This is a genomic window from Paenibacillus contaminans (assembly GCF_003285015.1).
GTDB classification, from domain to species: domain Bacteria; phylum Bacillota; class Bacilli; order Paenibacillales; family NBRC-103111; genus Paenibacillus_V; species Paenibacillus_V contaminans.
In genome coordinates this window covers 1-24,323 of the sequence record NZ_QMFB01000046.1, presented here as the reverse complement: position 1 = coordinate 24,323, position 24,323 = coordinate 1, and the positions used below count along the sequence as shown (strand labels likewise).

General features: G+C 43.8%; 20 protein-coding genes and 1 pseudogene. 19 read left to right on the top strand and 2 right to left on the bottom strand.

The window, feature by feature from the left end:
- Window positions 1–84: 84 nt before the first annotated feature.
- Window positions 85–1,560, top strand: a complete 1,476-nt coding sequence (locus tag DQG23_RS38625; RefSeq protein ID WP_113036392.1) for an arylsulfatase — start codon at window positions 85–87, stop codon at window positions 1,558–1,560.
- 139 nt (window positions 1,561–1,699) lie between these two features.
- Here DQG23_RS38625 and DQG23_RS43930 read toward each other — a convergent pair.
- Window positions 1,700–1,789: pseudogene (locus DQG23_RS43930) on the bottom strand (transposase); the annotation flags it as partial.
- Between the two features lie 133 nt (window positions 1,790–1,922).
- On the opposite strand from DQG23_RS43930, the gene DQG23_RS38615 reads away from it, so the two are divergent.
- Window positions 1,923–2,351, top strand: a complete 429-nt coding sequence (locus DQG23_RS38615; protein ID WP_113036391.1) for an exosporium protein C — start codon at window positions 1,923–1,925, stop codon at window positions 2,349–2,351.
- Between the two features lie 347 nt (window positions 2,352–2,698).
- On the opposite strand, the gene DQG23_RS38605 is transcribed toward DQG23_RS38615, so the two are convergent.
- Window positions 2,699–3,589: an AraC family transcriptional regulator gene (locus DQG23_RS38605; protein ID WP_113036389.1), complete on the bottom strand. Its 891-nt coding sequence runs from the start codon at window positions 3,587–3,589 to the stop codon at window positions 2,699–2,701.
- Between the two features lie 114 nt (window positions 3,590–3,703).
- Here DQG23_RS38605 and DQG23_RS38600 point away from each other — a divergent pair, with 114 nt between their 5' ends.
- The 17 genes from DQG23_RS38600 to DQG23_RS38520 all read left to right on the top strand — a co-directional run bounded on the left by DQG23_RS38600 (window position 3,704) and on the right by DQG23_RS38520 (window position 24,001).
- Complete coding sequence (locus tag DQG23_RS38600) at window positions 3,704–5,851, top strand: right-handed parallel beta-helix repeat-containing protein (protein WP_113036388.1); 2,148 nt, start codon at window positions 3,704–3,706, stop codon at window positions 5,849–5,851.
- Window positions 5,842–6,636, top strand: a complete 795-nt coding sequence (locus tag DQG23_RS38595) for a Nif3-like dinuclear metal center hexameric protein (RefSeq protein ID WP_113036387.1) — start codon at window positions 5,842–5,844, stop codon at window positions 6,634–6,636. The genes DQG23_RS38600 and DQG23_RS38595 overlap by 10 nt, the downstream gene beginning before the upstream one ends.
- A 13-nt stretch (window positions 6,637–6,649) precedes the next feature.
- Entirely contained in the window at window positions 6,650–7,756 is a 1,107-nt protein-coding gene (locus DQG23_RS38590) for a glycoside hydrolase family 88 protein (protein WP_113036386.1), read from the top strand.
- A 41-nt stretch (window positions 7,757–7,797) separates the two neighbouring features.
- Entirely contained in the window at window positions 7,798–8,943 is a 1,146-nt protein-coding gene (locus tag DQG23_RS38585; protein ID WP_113036385.1) for an SGNH/GDSL hydrolase family protein, read from the top strand.
- 235 nt (window positions 8,944–9,178) lie between these two features.
- Complete coding sequence (locus DQG23_RS38580; protein ID WP_158560922.1) at window positions 9,179–11,485, top strand: AraC family transcriptional regulator; 2,307 nt, start codon at window positions 9,179–9,181, stop codon at window positions 11,483–11,485.
- Window positions 11,486–11,725: 240 nt separating this feature from the next.
- Window positions 11,726–13,372 carry an extracellular solute-binding protein gene (locus DQG23_RS38575; RefSeq protein WP_113036383.1) on the top strand — a complete coding sequence of 549 codons (1,647 nt, stop codon included), beginning with the start codon at window positions 11,726–11,728 and terminating at the stop codon, window positions 13,370–13,372.
- Window positions 13,373–13,453: 81 nt separating this feature from the next.
- Window positions 13,454–14,392, top strand: coding sequence for an ABC transporter permease (locus DQG23_RS38570; RefSeq protein ID WP_113036382.1), 939 nt, complete (start codon window positions 13,454–13,456; stop codon window positions 14,390–14,392).
- Window positions 14,393–14,404: 12 nt separating this feature from the next.
- Entirely contained in the window at window positions 14,405–15,283 is an 879-nt protein-coding gene (locus tag DQG23_RS38565) for a carbohydrate ABC transporter permease (protein WP_113036381.1), read from the top strand.
- Between the two features lie 26 nt (window positions 15,284–15,309).
- Window positions 15,310–18,990, top strand: a complete 3,681-nt coding sequence (locus DQG23_RS38560) for a polysaccharide lyase family 8 super-sandwich domain-containing protein (RefSeq protein ID WP_113036380.1) — start codon at window positions 15,310–15,312, stop codon at window positions 18,988–18,990.
- A 213-nt stretch (window positions 18,991–19,203) separates the two neighbouring features.
- A complete protein-coding gene (locus DQG23_RS38555; protein ID WP_113036379.1) occupies window positions 19,204–19,695 on the top strand; it encodes an AAA family ATPase in 492 nt (163 codons plus the stop codon).
- Window positions 19,696–19,753: 58 nt separating this feature from the next.
- The gene (locus DQG23_RS43555) at window positions 19,754–20,317 is read left to right on the top strand and encodes a phosphotransferase enzyme family protein (RefSeq protein ID WP_113036378.1); all 564 of its coding nucleotides are present in this window, start codon (window positions 19,754–19,756) and stop codon (window positions 20,315–20,317) included.
- A complete protein-coding gene (locus DQG23_RS43550; protein ID WP_113036377.1) occupies window positions 20,292–20,753 on the top strand; it encodes a phosphotransferase enzyme family protein in 462 nt (153 codons plus the stop codon). Before DQG23_RS43555 ends, DQG23_RS43550 begins: the two co-directional genes overlap by 26 nt.
- A gap of 31 nt (window positions 20,754–20,784) precedes the next feature.
- Window positions 20,785–21,270 carry a DinB family protein gene (locus tag DQG23_RS38540; RefSeq protein WP_113036376.1) on the top strand — a complete coding sequence of 162 codons (486 nt, stop codon included), beginning with the start codon at window positions 20,785–20,787 and terminating at the stop codon, window positions 21,268–21,270.
- Window positions 21,271–21,459: 189 nt separating this feature from the next.
- Window positions 21,460–21,948, top strand: coding sequence for a DUF2798 domain-containing protein (locus tag DQG23_RS38535; protein WP_113036375.1), 489 nt, complete (start codon window positions 21,460–21,462; stop codon window positions 21,946–21,948).
- Between the two features lie 74 nt (window positions 21,949–22,022).
- Window positions 22,023–22,871, top strand: coding sequence for a thymidylate synthase (gene thyA, locus DQG23_RS38530; RefSeq protein WP_113036374.1), 849 nt, complete (start codon window positions 22,023–22,025; stop codon window positions 22,869–22,871).
- A gap of 11 nt (window positions 22,872–22,882) precedes the next feature.
- Window positions 22,883–23,188, top strand: a complete 306-nt coding sequence (locus tag DQG23_RS38525; RefSeq protein ID WP_113036373.1) for a hypothetical protein — start codon at window positions 22,883–22,885, stop codon at window positions 23,186–23,188.
- A 417-nt stretch (window positions 23,189–23,605) separates the two neighbouring features.
- The gene (locus DQG23_RS38520; RefSeq protein ID WP_113036372.1) at window positions 23,606–24,001 is read left to right on the top strand and encodes a YflT domain-containing protein; all 396 of its coding nucleotides are present in this window, start codon (window positions 23,606–23,608) and stop codon (window positions 23,999–24,001) included.
- The last annotated feature ends 322 nt before the right edge of the window (window positions 24,002–24,323 follow it).

The following is a 24,323-nucleotide window of genomic DNA, read 5'->3' as shown; positions in this document are numbered from 1 at the left end:
GGCCGAGAAGGGATGCAGGGGAGGGGCTCTGTCCCTCTTCGCTTTCTAAAAATCTCTGCGCTTTACGCGAAAAAGGAGAGGAATATGGACAAACCAAATGTGCTTTTGCTGATGACGGACCAGCAGCGCTGGGATACGCTTGGCTGCTACGGCAACAAGGCAATTGAAACGGTGAATCTGGATTGGTTGGCCTCAAAGGGAACCGTTTTTACCTCCGCCTATACGCCAAGCCCCTCTTGCGTTCCGGCGAGGGCATCGCTGCTCACGGGAATGGATCCGTGGAATACGGGCATTCTCGGTATGGGAAAAGGTCAGGGAAATATGGGGGTAGGGTTTCGGCATACCCTGCCCGGTGAACTCGCAGCTGCGGGATATCATACACAAGGCGTAGGGAAAATGCATTTTTATCCTCAGCGGACGTTAAACGGATTTCACCGTACAGTATTGGACGAATCGGGAAGAGCTTACGATCCGGGGTTCGTTTCGGACTATAAGCAATGGTTTGACCGCAATAAAACGGGGGATTACGGCATTGTCGACCACGGCATCGATTGGAATTCGTGGATGGCCAGGCCTTATCACGCTCCGGAGTTCCTGCATCCTACCGTGTGGACGGTCAACGAATCCATCCGGTTTTTAAAGGAGCGGGATCCGAGCAAGCCTTTCTTCCTAAAAACTTCTTTTGCACGCCCGCATTCTCCATATGATCCGCCGTCGTTCTATTTCGATACGTATATGAACAAAGAACTGCCGGAGCCGCAAATAGGAGATTGGGCATCCGTTCATGACGTTCCGAAGGACGGGGCGTCTCCCACCGCATGGAGGGGCGTTCGCAGCCGCGAGGAAATCATGCGCGCCAGAGCAGGGTACTACGGATCGATTCATTTTATCGACCATCAGATCGGAAGACTTCTCATCTACATGCAAAATAACGGACTGCTCGATAATACGGTCATCATCTTTACTTCAGACCACGGGGATATGATGGGAGATCACCATTTGTGGCGCAAAACTTACGCTTATGAAGGCTCCGCTCATATCCCCCTGATCGTGCGTATGCCGAAATCGTTCGGGGACCCAGTTCCGTTCGCAGATCAGCCTGTCACGCTGCAGGATATTATGCCGACCATTCTGGAAGCTTCCGGCGTAACAATTCCGGAAACGGTGGACGGGAAAAGCTTGCTGCCCTTAATGCGCGGGGAAACGGAAGGCTGGCGCGAGTATGTGCACGGCGAGCATTCCACCTGCTACTCGGACGTGCAGGAGATGCAGTATTTAACGGACGGCTGCAAAAAATATGTGTGGCTGCCGCGAACCCATGAGGAGCAATTGTTCGATTTGCAGGCGGATCCATACGAATGCGTTAACTTGGCCGACTTGCCGGAGCAGCGGGATGAGCTGCAGAAATGGAGATCCCGGATGGTTGCCGTGCTTGAACCCCGCCATGCCGGTTTGACCGAAGGCGGCGGTCTGGTTTGCCAGGCGGACAAACCGTACCTGGTATCGCCGAAATATCAGGAAAGAATGAGCGGGATCGAAATGTTTAAAAATGTGCATTAAGAGAAACGAAGAGGCTGTCCCGGTAGGGAGCATTTTCCTCGAACGTGAGCGTTACTTCAAGCTGATTTTAGATGGTTTAACAAAAAAATGGCTGAGCAGTGTCCCATACCTGCTCAGCCTTATTTCTTTTTAGGCCGGTGGACATTTTTGGTAACCCGCGAAGCGGCAAGCGTCGGAAAAACCGGTAGTTTTTCATTTGACCAAACACGCTCTCGGGTTCATAGTTGCGATTGCCCGCCCGTCTGATCCAAGAACATCACCATTCTGGAAAAAGTATTCTGACTAGTAGTTTACCAGCCGCCCAATCATTCTATTAATATAAAACATATGTTAAGCGTATCAAATAGAAGTAGATGATTTATTTGGTACGCATACTCGATAAAGCTGCCGTTGAGCCGCTGCGGAGATTCAACCTGGCGAGGTCGTTTACGATCAGATTTTCACCAGCCAAATCTCGTCTGGCGACAATTCGAATTCGAATTCCTGTTTTGAACGCTCAGCCCAATAGAGTTGAATTAGTAGCAACAGTCGGTGTCAGGGGTGTCACGGGTATCGCTCAAATCCTATTTAGAATATTCCGTGACGGTAAAGAGATTTTCAATACGGTGCAGGGCATCGAATCAACCGGTTCCGAACAAAACTATGCTGTCACATTCCAGGCGATCGATAAAAATGTAAGATCGGGCAGTCATGTATACACCGTAACCGCAGAAAATCGAACCGCCAATACAAGAGCCGATGTTGTCGGTCCGATTTCTTTTAGCGGATTAGCCGTTAAAACGAATTCCTAGGTTGGTCGCGATAGAATACGAAGGGGCTGTCCCATAAGCCTATTCGTTCTAAAAATCGATGATTGATCTGAATATGCCTGCTAGTTGAAAAGGACTTCATCTTCCGCCTGGCAGCGGACTTCGAGGTCCTTTATTCGATTTTTCGGCTGTTCCCATACGATGCTAGCGCTTTTGGGCAGCCCCTTTTGCTGATTTCGGGACTTGCTGTGGAGCTCCCGCTTACGTTGAGGTCGACTCAAGTCCAATCCAATACTGTCCATTTGAGTCTCCATCTCTTCTGTAGTTCGTATAAATAATTAGTAACCAAACGAATGTCATTAACGACAGTCGCATTTTCCCTATCACTGTTATAGGGGGCTTTTGTTGTCAGAAACGGACTGTTCACGCAGTCGATAAATACGCGGCGAAACGCCGACCTTCTTTTTGAATATATGGCAGAAGTAAGGGAAGTCCTGAAAACCGGTTTCGATGCCGATTCTCTCAATTGGCTTGTCACTCGTCGTCAAAAGCCAGCAGGCTTGGCGTATTTTGCGGGCGACCGTGTATTCGGTAATACTGCTTCCCGTTTCACGCCGGAAAATGCGAGAGACGTAATGCTTTGACATATGCAGCGAGTGAGCGATGTCATCGAGTTCAAAGGGTTCGGTGTAATGCTGCTCAATCCATTGCATGATGGCCTCGGAATGTCGCCCGGTTCGCTTGACAGAACAATCGCTGATCGAACTGCCGAAACCGAAGGAATGCAATAATTGAAACAAGTGGAGCGTCAGAAGTGCGAATTCGGCCTGTTTTTCTTTATCCGGCCATCCATGAAATTGAGCCCCGTAGCGATGAATCAGGGGGTCAAGCAGATGTGAGGTTTGATCCGGTTCCATAATTTGTTCAGAAAGCAGGTCATTCCATACATGTTTAAAATAGGCGAGCAGCCTCGGAAAAGGCTCGAAATACCTCATAAACACAGTCGGCTCGAAAGTGAGGAGCGTTCGTTCATAGGGGTGTTCAGGGGAAAGTTCAACATCAATTCGGTGTAACTGAAACGGCTGAAAATAAAACAACATCCTTGGTCGAAGATCATGTACTTCATGATTCACAATTACTCGTCCCCGACCCTGATGAATATACAAAAACTCCATCCCTTGATGGCAGTGGTAGTGACCTGTGAAATGTTCTTTCGTCAGTTTGCTGTAACTGAAACCAAATGGGGTCCGGTGCAGGCCCGTATTCTCGATAAGGTTCATACGATTCCCCTCCAATTGGACAATACAGCAACATTTTATCACAGTTCGACAAAACTGGTTAAGCTTAATTTTAGGTAAAGTATGATTATTAAATGAAACATAAGGGAGAAGCCCATGAGAGAAATCTACGTATCACTAAATGGCAATGATCATAACATAGGAACGATTGAAGCTCCGTTCTTGACACTAGCGCGAGCAAATGAAGAAGTGAACAAAGGAGGGTGTTCGAAAGTCATTCTTAGACAAGGCATGTATGTCCTTGATCAATCATTCGAATTAACCAATATCAGCGATTTACAGATCATCCCCTTTGATAATGAAGAGGTAAGAATTATTGGAGCGAAGAAGCTTGATATCAGTAAAGCGACAAACTATAAAGACGGTATTCTTCAATATGATTTACGAGCAGATGACATTCAAGACTATGGAAAAATGAATGCAAGAGGTTTTGGCCGGCCGTATATCCATACACCTATGGAGTTATTTATTAACCATGTTCCGCAGCAGCTTGTACGCTATCCCAAAAAGGATAATATGAAAATGACTGAAGTGCTTGATTCTGGTTCAGTTCCTAGGCATGGCGATTTTAGTAACAAGGGTGGAACATTCAGATGTGATCATGAAAAAATATTTACCTGGCAAAACACAGAGGAAGTATATCTAAATGGATACTTCGGGAATGGGTTTGCAGATGATTCGATAAAGGTTGCTGACATCAATAAAGAGGCTAAAACGATAACGTTAACTCAAGCACATCTATACGGAGTAAATTTGACAAGTTCCAGCGGTGTATTTCATGCTGTGAATATTTTCGAAGAATTATCAGAACCAGGCGAATATTATATGGACCGCAAAGAAGGTATCCTTTATTTTTATCCGATTGAAGGCTTGAATATGGAAACGGAACTTATGGTTTCCATGCTTGAAGACCCGATGTTTTGCCTAATGAACTGTACGAATGTTTCCATCCAAAATATGATAATTGAAATGTGTCGCGGAATTGCTATTTATATGGAAGAAGGTAAAGGCAATCATATTGACGGATGTATCTTACGAAATATTGGCGTTGTAGGGGTGTGTATTGGCAAGGGCGTCAAACCGGATACGACATTAAGGCTGAGCTATACAGGGGAGCTCGTTTCTAAAGAACTGGGCGGATGGGGTCAGCATATTTACGATAATCACGATTTAAACCGAATGGCTGGGGAAGCGCATCTTATATCCAATTGTCATATCTATGAGACAGGAGCAGGCGGCATTCATATGGGCGGTGGTGACCGGATCACATTGACACCTGCAAATAATGAGGTTCGAAACTGCAGCATTCATGATTGCAATAGATGGGATAAGACCTATAAAGCATGTATTAATATAGAAGGCGTGGGTAATAAAATTTCTCATTGCAAATTATATGATGCACCTGGTTTTGCCATATATCTGCATGGGAACGATCATGTGATTGAATATAATGAAATATTTAGAGTGTGTAAAGATGTAGATGATGCAGGGGCTATTTACATGGGCAGAGATCAATCCGAGCGAGGAAATATATTTAGATACAATTATTTCCATGATATTATTTCCAGACATGATCTTGAAGTGCCGATTAAAGACGGCTTCGGTGTATTTGCCATCTATACGGATGATGGCGCATGTGATGCCGAAATATATGGAAATGTATTTTATAGAGCAGGTAACTGGGCTATTGCCAATAATGGCGGAAGTGATCATAAGATACGAAACAATGTCTTTATCCAGTCGCCAAGTGTTATCTGGCATACCAGTAATGTGCATAGAGGGCATAAGGAGCTGGTTGAAGGAGATCCATTTTTCGGTGAATTCAGCAAAAGGTTGTTTGGGAATATAGACATTACCAAACCGCCGTATATAACGAAATATCCGGAGCTTGCAGCATTTTTCGAGGACGAAGGATATCCTAGAAGAAATATCGCTTCCCATAACGTTGTTTTGCAATGTTTGAATTTTATTACAACTTGGCATAATTTGGATCAGCTTCTGGTTAATCCAACGTACCTTCGCAAAGAGCAAGAAAATACATTTGATGTTCTTGAAAAGTACCCGCTTTGGTACGAACAGTACAATAATCTATTGACCCATGATTTTCCGGAGTTGTTGAACGTTGAGAAGTGGGATTTTGATCAGATTAATAAGAAAATTAAAACATTTATTCCTGATTTTGAAGATATCCCTTTTCATGAAATGGGTCTTGAATTAGTAAAAGAGGGCAAACAATGGGGATAACCATACAATCCATCATCGAAGGATTAATAGCCCCGGTCGGCAAGCTCGAGCAGACTTGCGATACACTAAAATGCGGCAATCCTGACACAGAGGTTACTGGGATCGTTGTTGCGTTTATGCCGACGCAATATGTCATCGAGCAAGCGATTGCGCGTGGAGCGAATTTCATTATTTCGCATGAAGGACCGTTTTTTTCTAATCATGATGATTGTTCAACTCTTGTAGATGATCCTGTATATCAGAAAAAAAGGAATACGATAGATGAATCAGGTATTGCCTTATTCCGGTTTCATGATTATTGGCATCGCTATAAGCCGGATGGTATTATGGCAGGTCTGCTTCAGGAACTGAACTGGACGTCTTTCGTCCAAGAACATTACGCTGCGTCTACGGTTCTGCAATTTCCAAAGGAAACGGTACGCGGAATTGCGGAGCAAATAAAAAATCGCCTAGGTATTCAATATGTAAGAGTTCAAGGAGATCCGGATACGGTGTGTTCAAAGATCGGTTTGCTCGCGGGTTATCGCGGACTAGGCCAGAGAGCCATCCCTTTTTTTGAGCAGGATCAGTTGGATCTGATCATCTATGGGGAAGGACCTGAGTGGGAAACACCTGAGTACGTAAGGGATGCTATCTATCAAGGAAAACACAAGGCATTGATCGTACTCGGACACGCGGAGAGTGAAGAGCCAGGAATGAAGCATCTAGCTAACCTGCTATCCAACAAGTACTCCGAAATTCCCGTGTTTTATGTTAAGGAACGTTCAATATTTCAAATTATATAAGGAGTTAATATAAGTGAATATTGACGATAGCTGGATCGAATCGGCGTGGACGGAAATTACGCGTAAAATTGATCGTACGAAAGATCGTTTGCAAGACACTTTTCCGCATGTATCCATTAATGGGGTATATGATGACAACGCCCTGGATTGGTGGACCAATGGCTTTTGGCCGGGCATTCTATGGCTATTGTATCGGGAAAATAAGGAGCCCGTTTATCGAGATCTTGCCGTCAGCTGCGAGAAGAAATTGGAGGCTCCCCTCTACGAATTTGAGCTTCTTCACCATGATATCGGCTTTATGTGGATCCCGACTTCTGTTGCCAATTATAAAATAACGGGTAATCCATTGTCGCTCCGACATGCGCTTACTGCGGCAAGCCATTTAGCAGGTAGATTTAACCTCCAAGGACGTTTTATTCGGGCTTGGAACGGAGATAACGCTATTGGATGGGCAATCATTGATTGCCTGATGAATTTGCCTATCTTGTTCTGGGCGAGTGAAACTACGGCAGATCCAAGATTCCGGCACATTGCAATCGCTCATGCAGATACGGTAATGCGGGAGTTTATCCAACAGGACGGTTCCGTTCATCATATCGTGTCGTTTAACCCGGAAACTGGTGAACGTATCGAAGCTCTAGGTGGACAAGGGTACTCGGCGACTTCAGCTTGGTCGAGGGGGGTCGCTTGGGCCATATATGGATTTGCTCTTGCCTATAAGTACACAGGAAAAGAGCGTTACTTGCAAGCCTCGAAAAAAATTGCTGATTACTATTTGGGGCAATTGCCGCAAGATATGGTTCCGCCTTGGGATTTCCGTGCGCCGGCAGAGCAACTTTGGGCGAAGGATACTTCGGCTGCAGCTTGCGCAGCGAGCGGTTTATTAGAATTGGCACGGCTTGATGCGAATGGTCAACACTACCATGATTCAGCAATAAAGACGTTGCAATCGCTCTATTCGAATTACGGTAGCTGGAACGAAGAGGAAGAAGGCCTAATTAAGGAATCTACGGTCAGCTTTCCAGAGAACAGACACGTCAGCGTTCCGGTTATTTATGGTGATTTCTTCTTTATCGAAGCGATTCTAAAAGTAAAAGGCCAAACCAATTTCTTCTGGTAATAGGTTGCCTGCTTAAAAAATTGATAGTTGAGGTGAGTTGCATGTTGGTCAGTGAGGAGCGATTTCACGATTTTTCGATGCGTAACGGTTTGAAGCGAATCGCATTAAAGCTTGGAAATGTCCCTGAAGTGAGGATCGCTTTCATCGGAGGGTCTGTAACAGATGGAGGTGGTTCTTCAGACCGTGAGCGAACAAGCTACCGGTCGCTAACGTGCCGATATTTAGAACGTCGTTTTCCTGAGACGGCTTTCACGTTTGTCAATGCTGCTATTGGAGGAACAGATTCTACGTACGGGGCCTATCGATTGGAGGATCATATTCCTAACCTTGCGGAAGTCGATCTTTTATTTATAGAATTCGCTGTAAACGATGCGGGTAATCGGACCGATTCTATTCGAGCAATGGAGGGGATCGTCCGTCACGCCAAGCGGAAAAATCCACACATAGACATTTGCTTTCTTTATACCGCGAATCAATCAGGCTCCGAAAGCTTTACAGAGAATGCGAGGCTACAGGAAAATATCTATAATCACGAAGAAGTAGCCGAGTATTATCAACTGCCTTCCGTGAATATTGCCAGCGCTATTTACAGCAAAATCGTATCCGGTACATTACAATGGAAAGATTTAAGTGAAGATACCGTACATCCAAACGATTTCGGATATGCTTTATATGCGCAATTTCTCGAAGTTTTTCTGGAGGAATCACTCCGTGCAGCTAATGAGGAGTCTGAAGATCAGCTGGGACTCCCTTCCCCGATAGACCCGTTCTGTTATGCGAATGGCAAACAGTTGTCTCCCCTTGAGGCCGAGGGTGCATCCGGTTGGCAAGAGATCAAAGGCTGGACAACGGAGAAAACATGCAATTGGACGCCTCCTGCTGATATTTACATGGCGGAGAAGCCTGGATCGGAATGGATGTTCCGTTTTACAGGAACCGCGATAGGGATTTCTATGCTGGGCGGTATGGACACCGGGGATGTCGAGGTTTCCATTGACGGTGAACCATTTCGTCATATCTCCCTGTTTGACCGATATTGTCCGGCATTCTATCGGCCAAAGCTCGTTTTGTTTGCCGATCAGCTTGAGCGAGGGACACATACCATAAAAGTCCGTATTTCCAGAGACAGGCACGAACAAAGCGGAGGCAATGCCGTTCATATTTTAAAGCTGCTGGTAAATGGTTAGTTTTATGAATGATGTAACATGAAGAACGAGCTTAGCTCACCTGTAACTTTTAGTGCAGGTGGCAAGCTCTTTTTGCCGCGTTAATAGACTAAATTTTATTATCGATCGTTTCTATATACTTCCTATATCTCGGTAATTATAATTACGATGTGTGATTGTCTTACGATTGCCGTTTCTGCGAACTAGAACAACAGGCCGAGAATAGCAAATGCAAGCCGGGAAAGGGGAGCGTTTGATGATAAAGAATTTATGGCAGAACAGACGAAGTGTTATCTTATCCTGGCTCTTATCTTATTTATCCATTTTGTTGCTGCCCATATTGATCAGTGTATTTGTGTATCAAGAATCAAGCAAAGCGCTTGAAGGTGAAATTCATAGAGCTAATGAAGCATTGCTGAGTCAGGTTCGTGAGAATATTGACAACCAATTGGATAGTATTACAAGATTAAATTCGGAAATCACTTGGCACACCAAAGTGCAAGACCTTATGTTCACGGATAAGCTGGGAAAGAATGATTATCAATTCTCCCTTTATCAGATCGTTCAAGAATTGAGGAAATTCAAAACTCCTTACGCTCAAATTACGAATTACTATGTCTATTACTCACCAGGGGATGTTGTTCTATCGCCGGAAGTAATGCGAAGCAGCAAGGAAATGTATGATGAATTCCATAAGGATTCGGCGTTTAGCTACGAGGCCTGGATGGCTATGTTACACAACCAGTATTCCGGATTTATACCACTCACATATCGCGATGAACGGGGTAGCACTCGTCAGTCTATTGCGTATGTAACTCACTTGTCCTCAAAGGAAAAGGAGAAACCAGAAGGAACGGTAGTCATTTATATCGACAGTGATAAACTATTGCATGCGGTTCAGAACGTGCAATTGTTCAATGGCGGTGAGGTACTATTGCTAGATCAAGAAAATCGGGCACTGCTATCCAGTAAGGGAGAAACTTATAAAGAACAGGATTCGGAGACCTATTTTATCCATTCGAAGTTTCCAGGTCTTACATATGTGACAACTGTACCTAGCAACTTGGTTTGGCAAAAAGCGATAAAGGTGAGGAATTTTACAATATTCAGTATATTCTTAAGCATTTTCGGGGGAGGGTTATTAACCTATTTTTTCTTGAGACGAAACTATAATCCTATTTCTCGAATCGTTCAAACCTTTAGAGACAAATCGGACGTTTCGATTGATACTGGGCATAACGAATTTCAGTTTATTCAACATATGATCTCGAATACCTTAACGGAAAAGGAACAAGTAAATGTTCGTCTCATGCAGCAAAATTATTTATTACGCTCCAATTTCATGACCAGGCTATTAAAAGGAAGGTTAGAAAATCAAATTTCATTAGAAGATTCGCTAACGGCCTACAGGATGCAATTCGACAATGAATATTTTGCTGTTCTACTGTTTTATGTCGAAGCCAATGATGTATTTTTTGATACGATTAATGGAAGCGAAACGGATAAACTTAAACTTCTACAATTTATTGTAACGAATGTGGTCGAGGAAATCATAAATACCAAGCATACAGGCTATATGACAGAAATGGATGACATGTTAGCCTGCATCATTAATTTCAACAGCAAGGGGCGGGATGAGGACTTATCTGAATTGCGTCAGATAGCTTCCCAAGCACAACAGTTTTTGAAGAATAAATATAAAATTGATTTAACCGTTTCGATTAGTAGTGTGCATACTTCAATTGCAGGTATAACAAGCGCGTATAAAGAGTCTGTTGATGCGATGGAGTATAAGCTGATTTTGGGTGATAAGGAGATACTGTCTTTCGATGAGATTCGAAAAGAGACACTCGCCGATATAACGGATGGTTATTATTATCCGCTTCAACTAGAGCAGCATCTTATTAATTTTATGAAAATTGGAGATTATGATAAGGCCAAGGAAGCTTTGGATGACATTATTGAAAGGAATCTTAAAAACAATCCGATCTCGGTGTCACTTGCACGCTGCCTGATGTTTGACCTTGTTAGTACGATGGTGAAGGCTTTACATGAAATTGGCGATGTGCTTAATGTGTCGCATGTAATGAGTTTAGAACGGATCGAAAAGCTTACAGAATGCGAGTCCATTCAAGACATGCATGTACAGCTTACAAGGATGTTAAAGGAAGTTTGCGACATTACATTAGATAAAAGAAAGTCAAATCAACTTCAATCTAGACAAAATGAATTGGATGAATTGTCTCAAAGTATGATTGACTATATTCGGGAACAATATCATAATGTGAATTTGAATATTACGATGATCGGCGATCGGTTTCAAATGAGACCAACCTATTTATCCAGATTATTTAAAGAGCAAACGGGCGAGGGACTGCTTGATTACATAAATAAAGTTCGGATCGAAAAAGCAAAAGAATTAATTATGAATCAAAAGCTGACCATGCATGAAATTTCAACGCTCGTCGGATTTAGTGAATCGAACACGTTTATCCGAACATTTAAAAAACATGAAGGTGTTACTCCTGGCAAGTTCAAAGAAATATCGGTTCATTTATCGTGACGCAAGGAAGGTACTACTACTCAGAAATCAGGAGTGGCGGTACCTTTTTCGATTCTTTTTCTTGTTATGAAACAAAAGAAACGAAAAAAGTAGATGAACTTGCACATATTGTTGATTGGAATTTTAGTTTTGTAGATGCGTCTGCAGGTTCTTGTGATTTCATTTTCGTGTTTCATTTATCATAATAAAGTGGCAAGGCAGAACCAAACGAATGATCAATAATCAGGAGGGTTAAGCAATATGAAAAAGAAAACGAAACTCGTTTCAACGGTCTTGTCCATAGCTTTGTCGAGCACAGCGTTGATCGCCTGCGCCAAGTCAGAGGATAAGCAAGCTGCTCCATCTGCATCTGCATCTCCATCTCCATCTGCACCTGCACAAGCTGGTGCAACAACGACGTATCCACTAAAATCGGATGTTCAACTTTCTTATTGGACAGATGCATTAAATTCCGTTTTGCAGCTCAAGCCAAGCGTGAATGACATTCCTTTATACCAAGAGTGGCAAAAGAAAACGGGGGTAAATATCAAATGGCTGAACCCTGCTGCTAATCAAACAAAAGAACAATTAAACGTGATGCTGGCTTCAGGCGAACTGCCGGATATGATCGAATATAATTGGCTTGAATATCCCGGAGGTCCGGAAAAAGCGATCAAAGATGGCGCGATTGTGAAGCTAAATGACATTATTGATAAACATGCTCCAAATTTGAAAAAGTATTTAAAGGAACATCCTGAAGTTGACAAAATGGTGAAAACGGATTCAGGTTCTTATTTTGCATTCCCGTTTATACGCGGTGATGATTACTTGGCCGTTTACCAAGGACCTGTCTTGAGAAAAGATTATTTAGATGAATTGGGTTTGCAAACCCCAACAACGATCGATGAGTGGTACACCGTTCTGAAAGCATTTAAGGAGAAAAAAGGCGTTGAGGCTCCATTGACATTCAATAGTATGCCTCGCCCGCTTTTAGGTCTTAGTGAAGGGGCATTCATCGGCGCTTACGGTATCAATAATAGCTTCTATATCGATAACGGAAAAGTGAAGTACGGACCTGCACAGCCTGCCTATAAAGATTTCCTTGCAACAATGCGTAAATGGTATGCCGAAGGACTGCTTGACAAAAACATTGCAACGGCGGATATGAAAGCGCTTGATGCCAATATGACTTCCGGTAAATCCGCGGCTGCGATTGGCAATGCTGGAGGCGGGATCGGGAAATGGCTTGGCGCTGTTGCAGAGAAGGATCCGAAATACGATTTGGTTGGCGCACCGTATCCCGTTCTGAATAAAGGCGATAAGCCGATGTTTGGTCAAAAAGACTTCAAATTTTTTAGCGGCGGCATGGTGGCTATTACGGGCAAAAGCAAAAACGCAGAGCTTGCCGCGAAATTTCTCGACTACGGATACGGCGAAGAAGGCCATAAGTTTTTTAACTTCGGTACAGATGGCGTAAGCTACACCATGGTTAACGGCAAACCGACATACACCGATTTGATTATGAAAAACCCTGACAAACTTACAGTTGCGCAAGCTATGCTTCTCCATATCAGAGGAAATTCATCGGGTCCTTTCGTACAGGACGTAGGCTACGCAGAACAATATAACCAATTAAAACAACAAAAAGATGCCATTACAACGTGGCAAAATACAGATGTCATGAAATACAAAATGCCATTAGTTTCAGCCACACCGGAAGAAAGTACGGAATTAGCTAAAATCATGAACCAAGTCAATACGTTAGTGGATGAAACAACCATGAAAATCATTTTAGGCGCAGACCCCATTGAAAGCTTCGACAAATACCTGGAAAAATTGAAATCGTTGAATATCGACCGCGCAGTTGAAATTCAACAAGCCGCATTGGAGCGTTACAACAAGCGTTAAGTGTTGCTGAAAGAACGTAGGATAAAGGGGAGAAGTCATTCCCCTTTTCCTGTTCATAGCTGAGTGAAAGTAGGTAGTCTTATGGATCGTGTTTTGCCGTTAACCAAGGAAACGAAGAAGAGCATTTTTGTTAAGGATTTTCGAATAAATAAATCGTTATATCTTATGATGCTGCCTGTCATCCTATATTTTGTCATTTTTCAATATGCCCCGATGTATGGAGCGATTATTGCTTTTAAAGATTATGTGCCGTTGAAAGGGATTGCGGCTAGTGATTGGGTAGGATTTCAGCATTTTCACACTTTACTGAGCGGTTATTATTTTTGGCGGATTTTGAAAAACACGATCATTCTTAGTTTGTATACCATTATATTTGAGTTTCCCATGCCTATTATTCTCGCGTTGCTTCTCAATGAGATCAAAAATAAAGTTTTTAGAAAAACGATTCAATCCGTTTCCTACATGCCTTATTTTATTTCCATGGTCGTGATATGCGGGATGATTACAGATTTCACGAATAGCGGCGGTGTCATCAATTCGATCCTTACCTTCTTCGGCGGTGATGGTCAATCGATGCTGCAGAAGCCTGAGTTATTCAGATCTATCTATATCATTTCGGAAATTTGGCAAAAAATTGGCTGGGAATCGATTATATACATGGCTGCACTAATGGGTATCGATCAGGAGCAATACGAAGCGGCACGAATGGACGGGGCCAGCCGTTGGAAGCAGATGATGTATATCACGTTGCCTGGGATTGCGCCTACCATTACGATTATGTTTATTCTGCGTATGGGTAATTTAATGAATGTAGGCTTCGAGAAAGTGATCTTGCTTTACAATCCAATTACGTACAGCACCGCTGATATTATCTCCTCTTATGTTTATCGCAGCGGTTTATTGGAATTTGATTGGGGCTTCAGTTCCGCAGTTGGACTTTTTAATTCCGTCATTAATTTGGCCTTACTCATTATAGCCAACCGTATTAGCCGTAAAGTGAGTCAAAATGGATTGTGGTAAGGAAGGCGACCTATGAATCATACAACTTTGTCTGAAAAAATATTTGATATTGTTCTTGGTATTGTGATGGTGGTGTTTATTGGCATTACGGTATATCCGTTGATCTATGTGGCTTTTGCTTCATTAAGCGATGCTAATCAACTTATGTCTCATAAAGGGATACTTTACAAATCGCTAGGTTTTAGTCTGGATGCTTATAAGCGTGTCTTCAGTAATCAAAGAATATTGACCGGTTATATAAACACGATCTTTCTTGTGGTTGGCGGAGTTAGTGTGAGCCTACTGTTAACAACGCTTGGCGCTTATGTGCTGTCGCGTAAAAATGTGTTGTGGAATCGCGTATTTATCTTCTTTATTTTGTTGACGATGTTTTTTTCCGGCGGCTTGATCCCTCTCTATTTAGTCGTGAAAGGTGTAGGACTTTACAATTCGTTATTTGCGGTCATTCTTCCATTTGCTATTAATACATTCAACTTAATTATTATGAGAACGTCGTTTATGGCTATACCGGACAGCTTAGAGGAATCTGCCAAAATCGACGGAGCGAATCATTTTGTTATTTTGTTCCGAATTATTATTCCTCTATCTATGCCGGTAATTGCGGTAATGATATTGTACTATGCAGTAGAAAAATGGAACGGCTGGTTCTATGCGTCGATCTTCCTGCAGAACAGAGATTTGTACCCGCTTCAACTCATTTTACGTGAAATCTTACTGGCTAATTCGACAGAGGGGATGAATGGCGGAGTCGGCATAGATGAGGGCATTCAAATTGCTGAAACCATTAAGTATGCCACGATTATGGTTGCGACGCTTCCTATTCTGCTGATCTATCCGGCGATCCAGAAATACTTCGTGAAAGGTGCTATGGTAGGGGCGTTGAAGGGATAAAACCGATAATGAAAGGGTGAAATCGTATGATGTTTAATTGTCAGATGAAAAGATCGATTTCTATTTTCCTCGTTGCCATCATGGTTAGCTTGACAGCGCTGTCTATACTTTCGCCTTCGGCACTTGCTGCCGACGAATTTGATACGCTGCGCGCGAAGTGGAGAGGCAACCCTGTGCTGCTTGACCAGAACGATCCAGATATTGCGGCAGCCCTTAGCTCAAGTAATGCAGGGATCGATAACGTTTGGTCGACATTAAATACGGTTACGGGCCGTACCTATTTATGGTCTGACTTGTCCGATTGGACAAAATCGGCGTCTTTTAGCGGAAGTTATAGCCGTATTAATACGTTGACAAGCGCTTACATTAATCCCAATACGAATTTGTACGGGAATGCGACCGTGTTAGCGGAAATTAAAAGCGCGCTTGCTTGGTTGTATCAGAATAAGTATAATCCCGCAGTCCCCTATTACGACAACTGGTGGGATTTTGAGATCGGAGCTCCAAGCAATCTGACGGCTATCCTTATGATGATTTACGATCAGCTTACACCTGCTGAACTATCCAATTATCTCGGTGTAGTCGATTTCTTTGCTCCTGATCCGACAAAAACGAAAAAATCGGGTGTAGAGTCAACGGGAGCGAACCGTGTAGATAATGCGTCAATCGCCATTGCTAGTGGCATTCTTGGCAAATCAAGCGCGAGAATTGCTGCGGGCAGGGACGCACTCAGTCAAATCTTTCCTTATGTAACCAGCGGTGACGGTTTTTATGAAGACGGGTCGTTTATCTTTCACGCTAAATTAGCCTACACAGCAGGTTATGGCAGTGTGTTGATCTCAGGTCTCTCCAGACTGCTTGTGATTCTGAAAGGCTCCACTTGGGAAGTAACAGATCCGAATGTAGATCATGTTTATAAATGGATAGAAGATTCGTTCCGTCCCATTATTTATAAAGGCGCCGCAATGGACATGGTTAGAGGGCGCGGGATTTCCCGATCAGGATCAAATTATCCGCTTGGCATATACAATACCGGATTGGACCATTACCAGGGGCGCATCATTGTGTTAACGATTTTGGCTTTGGCTGATTCAGCACCTCCGGATAAAGCGGCTTTATTCAAAAGCTGGGTAAAAGCGTGGATGTTAGAAGACAGTTACTTCACCCCTTATTATAAGGATTTGGCAGCGGGTTCCATTGCTTCAATAAAGGCGTTCTTGAATGACCCATCCGTCGTACCAGCAAGTGAATTAGTACGCAGCTATGTGTTTGCCGGAATGGACCGTGTCGTTCATCTTCGCCCGGGTTTCGGATTTGGACTCAGCCTTTCGTCATCCAGGATAGACGTAGTGGAAAACTGTTGCTCTGAAAATCATAAAGGCCAATGGACAGGTCAAGGCATGACCTATTTGTATAACAATGACGGTAAGCAATATGACAATAATTTCTGGCCAACCGTTGATAGCACCCGTTTGCCGGGAACAACAACAGATCGAACCATGGAAAACTTATCGCAGAACGGTGTTTATAACTGGGCCGGCGGATCTACAGTCAATAACTTATACAGCACGTCCGGTATGCAATTTTCTGCTTTGAAGGTGACAGGCAGTCCGCTTGAAGGGAAGAAATCTTGGTTCCTGTTTGGAGATAAAATGGTAGCCCTGGGAGCAGGCATTAGGAATACCAATGATCAATACGTAGAGACAATCGTTGAGAATCGTATGTTGAACAGTAGCGGTGACAATACGCTAACCGTAAATAACACCGTTAAGTCCAATACGGTTGGATGGTCCGAGTCGATGAACAACGTTAGCTGGGCACATTTGGCCGGCAATACGACGGGCTCCGATATCGGATATTATTTCCCGGGAACAGCTACAGTTCATGGACTTCGCGAGTCGAGAACCGGCGCTTGGAAAGATATTAACTCAAATGAGAGTACGACTCCGTTTACGAACAACTTTTTGAGTCTTGCTCTAGGACATGGTACGAATCCGACGGATGCGTCTTATGCTTATGCTGTACTGCCGAATAAAACGGCAGCGGACATGGCCAACTATGCCAGCAATCCGGATATTACGATTCTCGAAAATTCGGCGGATGCACAAGCTGTCAAAGATACGTCGCTTAACGCTGTGGGTGTAAACTTCTGGAATGATATGGAGAAGACAATCCATGTTGATGGATCGGGATTTATTAAAAGTAACAAAAAAGCTTCCGTCACAACATTGGAATCGACAAGTGCAAACACACTCGACGTTGGGGTTTCCGATCCAACCCAAGCCAATACAGGATCCATCGATATTGAGATTAACCGCAGCGCATCTGGCGTTCTCGCTGTTGATCCAGGCATTACGGTTACGCAATTGAGTCCAACAATCAAAATGACGGTGAATGTGAACGCCGCAATCGGCAAAAATTTCAACGCCAAATTCCAATTGAACGCTGCACCCCCGACCCTGCCGACTATTACGCTGCAAGCCGCAAGTTATGACAGTATGAGCGGGATCACGCACGGAGGCACAGTAATCGGAGGTGTAGATAATGGGGATTGGGTTAAATTTAGTCAGGTTGACCTAAGCTCCGGTTATAATCTTTTTACCGCAAATCTCGGAGTGCCTGCTCAGAATGCTGGCCAGTTCGTTGATGTCAGGCTTGACAGTACGACGGGGCCGGTAGTTGGAACACTAACCACACAGGGCACGGGTTCGTTCGCCGCGATGCAAGACCAGTCAACCTTATTGACTGGAGCAAGCGGTGTGCATGATATCTATTTCAAGTTCAGAGGTTCATACGGTGTAGGCAACTTCACCTATTTCAAGTTTATCAACGACGTTACGCCGCCGGTTACTGTCAACAATGCACCGTCAGGCTGGGTGAGTCATGATGTCACGCTTGCGCTTACAGCGAGTGACAGCGGTTCGGGCGTAGCTAACACGTATTATTCCGTGGACGGCGGCCCGCAACAAACGGGTACAACTGTTTCCATTAAAACGCCAGGTCAACATTCGGTTGCCTACTATAGCGTAGACAAGGCAGGCAATTCAGAGTTCACACAAACGGCAATCGTTAAGATTGACAGAACGGCGCCAGTCTCATCCGCAACGGTTATTTCAGCTCAACCTACCGGCACGTACGTCAAACCTGTAACCGTAACGTTGAACGCCACGGATTCCGAATCAGGGCTGCTGAACAGGATGTACAGTTTAGATGGCGGAACCACATGGCAAATTTATACCTCTCCGTTAACATTAGAAGGCAGTAATACATTCATACAGATTCGTTCAACCGATCATGCTGGAAATGTGGAAACTGCAAAATCGATTAATCTGCAACCGTCCATTATTCTACAGGCAGAAAGCTATGACACCATGTTTGGGGTAAGTAATGGCGGAACGGTGATTGGCAATGTAGACAACGGGGATTGGGTTGCCTATTCGCAGGTTGATTTAAGGGAAGGGTATAATCTTTTTACCGCAAGGCTGGGCGTACCGTCAGGTACGGGTAAAACAGTCGAAATCAGATTGGATAGCAAGACAGGGCCTCTAGTGGGAACGCTTGCCGTTCAAAGTACGGGATCGTTTGTTTCCTTTACCGAGCAAACGACTTCATTGACAGGAGCGAGCGGCGTACACGATGTTTACGTGGTATTTAAAGGCGGAAGTGGCGTAGGGAACTTCGATTGGTTCAAATTTAGTATGCAGTAAAATGCGGCTTGCGCCGGATACGAGTCTTACGACTTGTATCCGGTTTTTGCTATTTTCTCATGAGGGTCTTTGCTGATTTTGGGGCAGGGACAACATTTCCAAATTGTGATAATCTAGTAAAGTGAAGTAAATTCCAAAAAATGATAAGGCAAGACTGCCGTGTTCCGCTGAGATGATTTTTCGCACTTTGTGAAAGCTGGAGTCGATCGCTATATGAAAAAAATACTCATAATCGGAATTGTAGCTAGCGGGAAAACTACGCTGGCGAAGCGGTTATCCAAGAAAATGGATATTCCGTGGTACGAATTGGATTGTATCGTTCATCACCAAACGGCAACGGAACGCTATAAACGTACGGAGGACGAGCAGGTTGAGGTTATTATGGATATCGATAAAAACGGAGCTTGGATTTTCGAAGGAACGGATCGCAAGTCTTACCAGTGTTTGTACGAGATGGCCGATACCGTCGTATTTCTCGATACGCCGCTGCGAAAGCGCAAAATAAGAATTTTTACCCGTTTCCTCAAGCAAAACCTAGGAATTGAAAAGTGCTACTATAAGTCCGACTTGAAGATGTTAAAAAATATGTACAAATGGACGCGGGATTTTGAGAGCAATAGGGAAGGCTTTGAAGCCAAGCTGCGGTTGTATAAGAACAAAGTGATTAGATTAACCGATAATAATAGTTTGGACTGGATTCAATAAACTCCTGTTCACGGGTAGGTAAGCTTCAATAGAAAAAAGGTTATGAAGGGGATCAGCGATGAAAAGCGGCTTTCTAATCGATACTGAGATAAATCGTCGTTTTACGATTAAGCAAGCGAAGCAAGCCATGTTTTATGCCTTGCAGGAATACGAAGCGGACTGGAGTTCCATTCATTTTATCCAAGTATCTGAGCATGTCACCTTCCGTATTGTGAGCGACGCTGGAGAGCAATACTTGCTTCGTGTTCACTCCGGGAGCAAGCCGCGCGAGGAAATCGCTTCTGAACTGGAATGGATGGGGGCGCTGAAGCATAAGGGGCTTATTTTGCCGGAAGCGGTACCGAATCGGGAAGGGACATTAATTACGAATGCTGTGGCGGGCGACGGGCAATCGTTCCATACTACGCTGTTGAAATGGATCGAAGGAGAGCGCTTGGAAAGAGGGACGCTCACGGAGGATGCCATCCGGAAAATGGGGACGATGATGGCGAAGCTTCACGAGGCTAGCGCCGATTTTAGTCCGTCCGCCGCTTTTTCGCGCCCTGCATGGGGGAGTCAAAGCTTTCAACGGGATTGGGCGCATCTGCAGCTGCATCATGTTCATTTCGGAACAGGGCTTTGAGCTGTACACCTCGGCCGCTACTAGAGTGGCGGATCGTCTCGATACATTCACAAGTCATGAACATAACTATGGGATGATTCATGCGGACTTGCATGTGGGCAATGTCATCTTTCGGGATGACGAACCATATCCGATCGATTTCGGCAGGTGCGGTTTCGGTTTTCATCTCTACGACATCGCCCAGGCGATCATGGGGCTGCATCCGACAAAAAGAGCATTCTTCATTGAAGGATATGAGCGAATCAGAAAATTGGACGAGGATGTCGTTCCGAAGCTGGAGTGCTTCTTCATCATGGCGATCATCGAGGCATACAGCTTCCATGCGGAAAACCCGCTTGAGACGGAAGGTTTGATCGAAGAACAGCCCTATGCGCAAGCGATTTTAAGAGCTTTCATAAACGGGGAGCCGTTTTTGTTCCAGACTCTCACGATCTAAATGTATGCCAAGAAACAGGAGGGGAAGGTAGATGGTTCCAGTCAGAACGGAGGATTTGGAGCTCATTGATGCATACAAACGAGCGCCGCTTGAACTAACGCAGGCCATTACCGGTCTTAGTAACTTGGAATTAGATAAAGCAAGAGCAGCGGGGAAATGGTCGATCAGGGAGCTTGTTCATCATATTATCGACTGTGATATGAATTATTTTCAGATCAATCGATTTGCGCTAGCGGATACGGGAGCCAAGTTTTTGTTCAATGCGTTCGAACCGCCTGTTTGGAATGAGACCATGAATCACAAGATTCGTCCGGTTGAATTGGAAGTAAAATTGTTTGGAATGATGAGAGAGTATATAGCCTACTTATGCGTCTCGCTGCCCAATTCATTCGACAGGGTTCTTGTACACGAGAATGGTAAAGCGACGGTTCGCGATGCGATTAATCACGACATTCAGCATGCAGCACATCATATCGAACAAATATTAGAGACGCGAAGAATTCATAATATGCTTTAACATGTGACAGGCTGCCGGTTTAAATAGGCAGCCTTGCTGCAGTAAAATGCGGCTTAGCTTGGGAATTGAGGATAACTCACAGCTGCAGCCATAATTTTCATCACCAAAAATGTTCACAAACTTTTCACTTATGTGGAGGTTTCCGCAATCTCTATAATAACAAAGGTGAAAAGAAAGGGATGATGAAAGTTGCCGACAACGAAAAAAGGGAATTTTTATTTTGGGTTGATGATGTGCTTTGGGATGGTCGTAGGTATGACATTTTATAATTTGATGACAAACGGCTTGATCGGCACGATCTCTTTGAAAGGAATACTTATTCAGTTAATATTAGGCTTTATTACGGCATTCTTATTGGAGGTATTTGTTGTCGGGCCTGTGGCGAAGAAAATTGCATTATCCTTGCCATATGACAAATCCAAGAAAGTATTCGTGATTTTATCCATTTCTTTGTGCATGGTGATTGGAATGGTCCTCTTTATGTCTCTCTTTGGACTGGGGATGGCTTACTTGTCAGAAAGTCCAATCGGAGGATCCTTTCTTGAGAGTTACTTCTCTTTGGTTTTAAAAAATTTTATTTTTGCTCTGCCGCTGCAACTGATCATTGTCGGACCGCTTGTTCGGTATATGCTCACTAAATTCGTTCTTGATAAAAAACTTGCATTGCCTAATACTTAACTCGTCCTCAACTTAATGCTGCAGAAGAGCATTATTGCCTGGTATAGACTTTATCGAATAAGGGAGAGTAATCAATGTCTAGGGCCGATGAGATTTACTTAGAAATTGCCAAACAAATTCTCGAAAACGGATTCGAACATAAGGTAGAGGGGGCGTGGTATGCTTCCGACGGTGGAGAAGTCATCGTTAAGAAATTAGGTCGGCCGGTTGTGATGCAGTTTGATTTGCAGCAGGAGTTTCCGATTTTAACCTCAAAGTATGTTCCTTGGAAAAAGTTTAGGGACGAAATCTATTGGATTATGATCATGCAATCCAATGATGTTCGTGAACTTCATGCTATGGATATACGTTTTTGGGACGAATGGATGGGGGAAGACTTTACCATTGGGAAAGCCTATGGTGTCCAAGTCAAAAAGTTCAAACAACTTGATAGACTTATCGGTAAAATTATGAATAACCCCAATGATCGGGGAATGATCATACAGTTATGGAATGAGGAAGATTTGCCGCATATGAATATTAGGCCGTGTGCGTTCATGACGATGTGGGATGTAACGGATGGATATCTTAACTGCTCACTAATTCAACGTAGCGGAGATTGGGGACTGGGTATCCCGTTTAATTTCGGTCAGTACGCTATGCTCGTTCATATGGTTGCACAGGTAACGAATCTTAAACCGGGCGTGCTGACTCACTACATTAACAATGCCCATATCTATGATAGGCATTATGATATGATTCGAGAGCAGCTAAACAGACCTACATTCGCCGCACCGGAGTTCCAAATTAACAAAGAAGTCAAGAACATCTATGACTTCAAGCCCGAAGATTTACAAATCGTCGGTTATAAAGGCAAACATGCCGGAATGCTTCAGATGGAGATGGCAACCGTTATTAATCCACATAAGCAGGTTCAAAATTAAGGTGACAACAAATGCTCGATGTAATAAGGGAAACGGTAGATGAATGTAATAATAAAATAGACGGAGTTTTCATTGATGGTTTTGTTAAGTATGGAGATAAAAAGATTGAATATGCACTATTAATTAAAGGGTATATGGCATCAATTTCAGTCTTATCCGATTTCACATATGACTTTTTCGCGATTGAAATTGATACGGAACGAACATTTATGTTTCATACAAATCAGTTCCAAAGTCTTGATAATGTTATTTCAGAAATAAAAAAAGATCTCCTTGCTTTATCAAACCTAGGGAAAAATGAAATCACTATTTCTTAACTCATGTACTTTAATACAATAACATCAAGTCAAGGCTGCCGATTCCATGTGTCGGTAGCCTTCTTAGCTAAATGGGCGTGAATGTTCAAAAAGGTGATTTCATCCAACCATTCAACTCATTTTTTTCGTTAACTCCTCTATGGAAGTAACAGTGTATGTATCGTCTAACGATGTAGCTCACCACTATAAGCATGAAACAATTAGTAAATAACTTGAGTTTAGAGACGGTCGCGGTTCGCAGCCGCCATCATTAGCTTCTCCAGACGGGAAGTCAACGTAATAATCCCCTTCATCATCTTCTGAATCAGGCAAAACCGTTTCAAACGCTGCTTTCGCGGGTAATGATGACTAGCAACACGAAAACAAGGGAGAAGGCGGCAGCCTCTTCCGCCCATCACATTTTAGGAGGGATTTATAATGAAGACCATGGAAACGCAAGTGAGAACGGTTGACAATGTGAATACCGCCCTAGTCCAAGTGAAAAAGTTTCGAGCGGAAGGTTACCGGGAAGACAACATTTACGTATTGGCGTTCGATAAGGACCGCACGGAACGCGTAGCGGGGAGGACCAATGCCGGACAGATCGGCATATCCGAGGAAGGGGTCGGAACCGCTATCGCGAATATGTTCCGGTCCCGGGGAGCCGAGCTTCGCGCGAAGATGAGATCGATGGGTTTTACGGAGTCCGATGCCGAACGTCACGAAGCCGAAATGGAGAATGACAAGATCGTCGTCATCGCATGGGGCGGCAATCAATTCGAAGGCGATGATTCGGATCCGACCATTAATTACTATCCGCCGATGATGCACTAAAGAAGCGGCACTCATATAAAGAGGGGGCTGACCCGGCAGTCTAGAGCGAAATGGGCAGTCCCAACAGTGTAACGGATAAAGCTTCCAAAACCGCTGCATAAGGAGGCCACTGAAAAAGTCCCGTTATCTAAAGAGGTACTGTAGCTCAATTCTATTGAGGGAGCAGTGCCTTCTTTGCTGTATAATGAAAGTATTAAAGCGAAGGGCGTGAAGTCCAATGTTTCAACCTCAAATCTCATTCACGTTCAGTCCTTTTGCAGCACTATACGATCTCATTGTGCCTAAGGATAATATGTTGCGTCAGATCAATGAGTTGGTGGAC

Excerpts from the sequence above, each read along its gene's own strand:
- DQG23_RS38565 (WP_113036381.1), top strand. The coding sequence starts at position 14,405 with ATGAATCATACAACTTTGTCTGAAAAAATATTTGATATTGTTCTTGGT.
- DQG23_RS38605 (WP_113036389.1), bottom strand. The coding sequence starts at position 3,589 with ATGAACCTTATCGAGAATACGGGCCTGCACCGGACCCCATTTGGTTTC.
- thyA (WP_113036374.1), top strand. The coding sequence starts at position 22,023 with ATGTCTAGGGCCGATGAGATTTACTTAGAAATTGCCAAACAAATTCTC.
- DQG23_RS38540 (WP_113036376.1), top strand. The coding sequence starts at position 20,785 with ATGGTTCCAGTCAGAACGGAGGATTTGGAGCTCATTGATGCATACAAA.
- DQG23_RS38570 (WP_113036382.1), top strand. The coding sequence starts at position 13,454 with ATGGATCGTGTTTTGCCGTTAACCAAGGAAACGAAGAAGAGCATTTTT.
- DQG23_RS38585 (WP_113036385.1), top strand. The coding sequence starts at position 7,798 with ATGTTGGTCAGTGAGGAGCGATTTCACGATTTTTCGATGCGTAACGGT.
- DQG23_RS38580 (WP_158560922.1), top strand. The coding sequence starts at position 9,179 with ATGATAAAGAATTTATGGCAGAACAGACGAAGTGTTATCTTATCCTGG.
- DQG23_RS38520 (WP_113036372.1), top strand. The coding sequence starts at position 23,606 with ATGAAGACCATGGAAACGCAAGTGAGAACGGTTGACAATGTGAATACC.
- DQG23_RS38575 (WP_113036383.1), top strand. The coding sequence starts at position 11,726 with ATGAAAAAGAAAACGAAACTCGTTTCAACGGTCTTGTCCATAGCTTTG.
- DQG23_RS38595 (WP_113036387.1), top strand. The coding sequence starts at position 5,842 with ATGGGGATAACCATACAATCCATCATCGAAGGATTAATAGCCCCGGTC.
- DQG23_RS43555 (WP_113036378.1), top strand. The coding sequence starts at position 19,754 with ATGAAAAGCGGCTTTCTAATCGATACTGAGATAAATCGTCGTTTTACG.
- DQG23_RS43550 (WP_113036377.1), top strand. The coding sequence starts at position 20,292 with ATGTTCATTTCGGAACAGGGCTTTGAGCTGTACACCTCGGCCGCTACT.
- DQG23_RS38625 (WP_113036392.1), top strand. The coding sequence starts at position 85 with ATGGACAAACCAAATGTGCTTTTGCTGATGACGGACCAGCAGCGCTGG.
- DQG23_RS38560 (WP_113036380.1), top strand. The coding sequence starts at position 15,310 with ATGATGTTTAATTGTCAGATGAAAAGATCGATTTCTATTTTCCTCGTT.
- DQG23_RS38555 (WP_113036379.1), top strand. The coding sequence starts at position 19,204 with ATGAAAAAAATACTCATAATCGGAATTGTAGCTAGCGGGAAAACTACG.
- DQG23_RS38525 (WP_113036373.1), top strand. The coding sequence starts at position 22,883 with ATGCTCGATGTAATAAGGGAAACGGTAGATGAATGTAATAATAAAATA.
- DQG23_RS38600 (WP_113036388.1), top strand. The coding sequence starts at position 3,704 with ATGAGAGAAATCTACGTATCACTAAATGGCAATGATCATAACATAGGA.